4 protein-coding genes and 1 pseudogene are annotated in these 5,208 nt (G+C 44.1%); 3 read left to right on the forward strand and 2 right to left on the reverse strand.

Going from position 1 to position 5,208, the window contains the following annotated elements:
- Together AB4496_RS07095 and pgm are read left to right on the forward strand one after the other, a co-directional pair.
- A pseudogene (locus tag AB4496_RS07095) lies at positions 1-204 on the forward strand (replication initiation regulator SeqA); the annotation flags it as partial.
- A gap of 89 nt (positions 205-293) precedes the next feature.
- Positions 294-1,940: a phosphoglucomutase (alpha-D-glucose-1,6-bisphosphate-dependent) gene (pgm, locus tag AB4496_RS07100; protein WP_009847325.1), complete on the forward strand. Its 1,647-nt coding sequence runs from the start codon at positions 294-296 to the stop codon at positions 1,938-1,940.
- 121 nt (positions 1,941-2,061) lie between these two features.
- Here pgm and AB4496_RS07105 read toward each other — a convergent pair whose 3' ends face one another.
- A complete protein-coding gene (locus AB4496_RS07105; RefSeq protein WP_009847324.1) occupies positions 2,062-2,820 on the reverse strand; it encodes a DUF1853 family protein in 759 nt (252 codons plus the stop codon).
- 106 nt (positions 2,821-2,926) lie between these two features.
- Here AB4496_RS07105 and AB4496_RS07110 point away from each other — a divergent pair, with 106 nt between their 5' ends.
- Positions 2,927-3,685, forward strand: coding sequence for a Nif3-like dinuclear metal center hexameric protein (locus AB4496_RS07110; protein WP_009847323.1), 759 nt, complete (start codon positions 2,927-2,929; stop codon positions 3,683-3,685).
- A 136-nt stretch (positions 3,686-3,821) separates the two neighbouring features.
- On the opposite strand, the gene AB4496_RS07115 is transcribed toward AB4496_RS07110, so the two are convergent.
- Positions 3,822-5,111: a citrate synthase gene (locus AB4496_RS07115; RefSeq protein ID WP_004734217.1), complete on the reverse strand. Its 1,290-nt coding sequence runs from the start codon at positions 5,109-5,111 to the stop codon at positions 3,822-3,824.
- Positions 5,112-5,208: the final 97 nt, after the last annotated feature.

Consider the following 5,208-nt stretch of genomic DNA (forward strand, 5'->3'; position numbering starts at 1 on the left):
GGCCGTAAGCGTGTTTACTTTGCAGACAACGAAGCGACGTTGTTAGCAAACGGCAACACAACTAAGCCTAAAGCTATTCCACAAAGTCCTTTTTGGGTTATTACGAATAACAATACAAGCCGAAAAAGACAGATGGTTGAACAGCTTATGAGCCGCATGAGTTTCCAAGCAGAATTGATAGAAAAAGTAACAGGTTCAATTTAACGAAATCTGATTTAAACCTCATAATATCCATGGCTAAGAAGATATTATGAGGTTTTTTTGTTTTTAAATTTTATATAAGGATGTCGATAATGGCTATGCACCCTCGTGCCGGGCAGAAAGCTCTGCAGGAAGATCTTCATAATATCCCGGCTTTAGTTGCAAACTATTTCTTACAGCAACCGGATGCTACTAACCCAGATCATAAAGTACTGTTCGGTACTTCAGGTCACCGCGGTACAGCAGACAAATCAACATTTAATGAAAACCACATTCTAGCGATCGCACAAGCGGTTGCTGAGGTTCGTGCCGATCAAGGTACAACAGGCCCACTTTTCTTAGGCAAAGATACTCACGCTCTATCTGAACCTGCTTTTTCTACGGTTATTGAAGTGCTAGTTGCAAACGGCGTTGAGGTTATCGTTCAAGAAAACAATGGCTTTACTCCAACTCCAGGTATCTCGCACGCGATTCTTACGCACAATCTAGTGAATGATAAAAAAGCTGACGGCATTGTTATCACGCCTTCACATAACCCACCTCAAGACGGGGGCATTAAATACAACCCGACACACGGTGGCCCTGCTGAAGCTGAACTGACTCAAGCGATTGAAGATCGTGCGAATGTGATTATTGCTGAGCAAATGCAAGGCGTTAAGCGCACTCCTATCGCACAGGCTAAACAGTCTGAGCTGGTGAAAGAAGTTGATTTAGTTGCTCCTTACGTTGCTGACTTGGTTAACGTGGTTGATATGGAAGCAATCCAGAAAGCAAACATCAAGATTGGTGTTGATCCACTGGGTGGTAGCGGTATTGATTACTGGCGTCAAATTGGCAAAGCGTACAACCTAGACCTGACTCTGGTCAGTGAAGCTGTTGATCCTTCGTTCCAATTTATGTCTCTAGACAAAGATGGTGTGGTTCGTATGGACTGTTCTTCTCCATACGCAATGGCAGGCTTACTGGCACTTAAAGACGACTATCAATTAGCGTTTGGCAACGACCCAGACTACGATCGCCACGGCATTGTTACGCCAAAAGGCTTGATGAATCCAAACCACTTCCTAGCGGTGTGTATTGACTACTTATACCGTAACCGTGAAGGTTGGGGTAAAGACGTTGCAGTGGGTAAAACATTGGTATCAAGTGCTCTGATTGACCGCGTTGTTGCTGACTTAGGTCGCGAGCTTTGCGAAGTGCCAGTGGGATTCAAATGGTTCGTTGATGGTCTTTATAACGGTCAGTTTGGTTTCGGTGGTGAAGAGAGTGCGGGGGCATCTTTCTTACGTAAAGACGGTACGCCTTGGTCAACAGATAAAGATGGCCTGATTCTTTGCCTACTTGCCGCTGAGATCACAGCAGTAACGGGCAAGAACCCACAAGAATACTACGAAGAACTTGCCGCTAAACATGGCGAATCTAAGTACAACCGTATTCAAGCAGTAGCTAACGGCGCACAAAAAGACGTGCTTAAGAAGCTATCTCCAGAGATGGTTTCAGCTGAGACGCTTGCTGGTGATGCGATTACTGCTCGCTTAACACACGCCCCAGGTAATGGCGCTGCGATTGGCGGCCTAAAAGTGACAACTGAGAACGGTTGGTTTGCCGCTCGTCCATCAGGCACTGAAGACATCTACAAGATCTACTGTGAAAGCTTTAAAGGTGAAGAGCACCTAAAAGCAATCGAAGCAGAAGCTCAAGAGATTGTTAACCAAGTATTTGCAGCCGCTGGTCTATAATCGAATACAGATTAGTAGAGTCATCAAGTAAATAGTGAAAGGGTTGATGTGAAAGCATCAGCCCTTTTTATTTGTCTGTGAGTAAGTGGCTAAGACTAAATCAACTCAATGGCTGAATAGATTAGCCGTGTGGCCAGCTTTGTGGCATCACAAACCAAAACTGCCCTGATTTGGTTTGCCCATGAACGAAGCGATCACCAAACTCGGTGATAGGCTCGCAGGTGAAATCATCAGTGCCCGCTGCCCATTGCTCTTTGGTGAGAGGGTAGAGCACTTCAGGAATTAAATGAGCTTGGTTTTGATAGCACCAAAAACCGTTTACTTGGCTTGGATTAATGTCGTAACTCAAACATTCAGTCGGTACTTTTTGATCTAAGAAGGGGTTGGTATATAGACGCCCCTGCATGAGGAGATGTTTTGAGTCGACATCGGTCTCTGGATACTGTTCAATAAAGGCGGCTGAAGATGACATACCAAGCTGGTGGCTTAGCATCCTATCGAGCTTCTTATCCAATTGATCATGAGAGTTTGGCCCAAACCATGTTTGTTCATGGAGCAGATAGAACTTAATCGCCACTTCCCAATGTTGCAGCTTTTGGCTGCTCTCCTCTTCAAGAATAAAGTCGATTGCACCTAGCGTTCTGCCATCCACATTAATCTGAATTTCATCGTACTTGATCGAATAATCAGGTGAAGCTTCGATGACTTGTTCACATAGGTGCTGGTAGAGGAAACCTAACCTAGGATTACCATTGTATGTATGTGATGCATCTATGGTATGAGGGCTTGAGAATGCACTGAGATCCGAAATCGGTGGCTTGATTTCTAGTAATGGCGGTGAGTCGATGACCCATTGGTAAAAACATTGCAGTGCTGTCATCTCTTCCTCATAAACTAGCTCTTTATAAACATAACCCTGGGGCTTTCGACATTCTACCCGTAAATTGATATAACGACGTTATTATAAAGGTAAGCTGGAAATAAAAATGAATAACTTACAATTAGAAAAGCTACTTAACGAAAAACTGCAGCCACAGCAAATTAAAGATTACTGTCCTAATGGTCTTCAAGTTGAAGGCGTAACAGAAGTGAAGCGAATCGTTACTGGTGTGACAGCTTCTCAAGCCTTGATTGATAAAGCGGTAGAACTGAACGCAGACGCTTTATTAGTCCATCACGGCTTCTTCTGGAAAGGTGAATCAGAAGCAATTCGTGGCATGAAGGGTAAGCGCATTCGTACCCTGATTAAAAATGACATCAACCTTTTAGGATACCATCTCCCTCTTGATATCCACCCTGAGCTTGGTAACAACGCTAAGCTTGCAGAGTTGCTTGATATCGAAGTCGAAGGCGGTTTAGAAGGGCACCCACAATCTGTTGCGATGTTTGGCAAGTTGAGTGCGCCAATGACGGGTGCAGAGTTTGCTGCAAAAATTGACCAAGTTCTAAATCGTAAACCACTGCATATCGCTCCAGAAAACCAAGACAAAATGATTACTACTGTCGGTTGGTGCACCGGTGGTGGTCAAGATTACATTGAGTTAGCGGCTTCTCAAGGTATTGATGCATTTATCTCTGGTGAAATTTCAGAGCGCACTACGTACTCAGCACGTGAACAAGACATTCATTACTTTGCCGCAGGCCACCATGCAACAGAACGCTATGGGGTGAAAGCGCTAGGTGAATGGCTAACGAAAGAACATGGCTTAGACGTAGAATTTATCGATATTGATAATCCAGTGTAGCCACGTTTAGAGGTTATGACTTTCTGGATATTTGTACCTTCATTGAAGTGATACGAAATACTGGAAGATAAAAAAGGGTTGATGTTAATACATCAACCCTTTTTGATTTTAATCGATTAGAAAAGTCGAAACTTTACTATTCGCGCTCGTGTAGAGCTTGGAAATCACGCTGTTCTTCACCAGTGTACAACTGACGAGGGCGACCGATGCGGTTCGTCGGATCGCTGTGCATTTCGTTCCAGTGTGCAATCCAACCGATAGTACGAGACATCGCGAAGATTACTGTGAACATTGATACCGGAATACCGATCGCTTTCAGAATGATACCTGAGTAGAAATCTACGTTCGGGTATAGTTTCTTCGATACAAAGTACTCATCAGAAAGAGCGATGCGCTCAAGCTCCATTGCAACGTCAAGTAGTGGATCTTGAATGTTCAGCTCTTTAAGTACTTCGTGGCACGCTTCGCGCATTACCGTTGCACGCGGATCGTAGTTCTTGTAAACACGGTGACCGAAGCCCATTAAACGGAACGGGTCATCTTTGTCTTTTGCTTTTGCTACGTACTCTTCAATGTTGTCTACGCTACCGATCTCTTCAAGCATCATTAGACAAGCTTCGTTAGCACCGCCGTGAGCAGGACCCCACAAAGAAGCGATACCAGCAGCAATACAAGCAAATGGGTTTGCGCCCGAAGAGCCTGCTAAACGAACCGTTGACGTTGAAGCATTTTGTTCGTGATCTGCGTGTAACGTAAAGATTTTGTCCATTGCGCGAGCAACAACAGGGTTTACTTCATATTCTTCACATGGATTTGCATACATCATGTGCAGGAAGTTTTCTGCGTAGCCTAGGTCATTGCGTGGGTAGATAAACGGTTGACCGATAGAATATTTGTAACACATTGCAGCCAGTGTTGGCATTTTTGAAATTAGGCGGTATGCCGCAATTTCACGGTGTGTGTCGTTATTAACATCTAATGAATCATGATAGAACGCAGCAAGCGCACCTACCACACCACACATAACAGCCATTGGGTGAGCATCACGGCGGAAGCCGTGGAAGAAACTAGCAATTTGCTCATGAACCATGGTGTGACGCGTGACAGTCGTCTTGAACTCTTCGTATTGAGCTCGAGAAGGAGCTTCGCCGTATAAAAGAATGTAACAAACTTCTAAGTAATCAGCATTATTGGCCAGTTGATCAATTGGATAACCACGGTGTAGAAGGATACCTTTTCCACCGTCAATATAAGTGATTTGCGATTCACAAGATGCAGTGGCAAGAAAACCAGGATCAAAAGTGAAAAAACCATTAGAACCCAGTGTACGAACGTCGATGACTGGAGTACCAAGTACACCTTCTGTAATCGGCAATTCGATCGGCGCTTGACCTTCAATATGAAGGGTAGCTTTCTTATCCGCCATAACAATCTCCTTTGTTATTATTAATCCGTCCAGGATGTTTATGTGCCATTTTTTTACTGGTCTTACGTCAGAAAGTCAATTTTTCTGCAGCTTTGTG

The sequence above is a fragment of the Vibrio sp. 10N.222.46.A1 genome (assembly GCF_041473595.1).
Lineage (GTDB): Bacteria > Pseudomonadota > Gammaproteobacteria > Enterobacterales > Vibrionaceae > Vibrio > Vibrio tasmaniensis_A.

Excerpts from the sequence above, each read along its gene's own strand:
- pgm (WP_009847325.1), top strand. The coding sequence starts at position 294 with ATGGCTATGCACCCTCGTGCCGGGCAGAAAGCTCTGCAGGAAGATCTT.
- AB4496_RS07110 (WP_009847323.1), top strand. The coding sequence starts at position 2,927 with ATGAATAACTTACAATTAGAAAAGCTACTTAACGAAAAACTGCAGCCA.
- AB4496_RS07115 (WP_004734217.1), bottom strand. The coding sequence starts at position 5,111 with ATGGCGGATAAGAAAGCTACCCTTCATATTGAAGGTCAAGCGCCGATC.
- AB4496_RS07105 (WP_009847324.1), bottom strand. The coding sequence starts at position 2,820 with ATGACAGCACTGCAATGTTTTTACCAATGGGTCATCGACTCACCGCCA.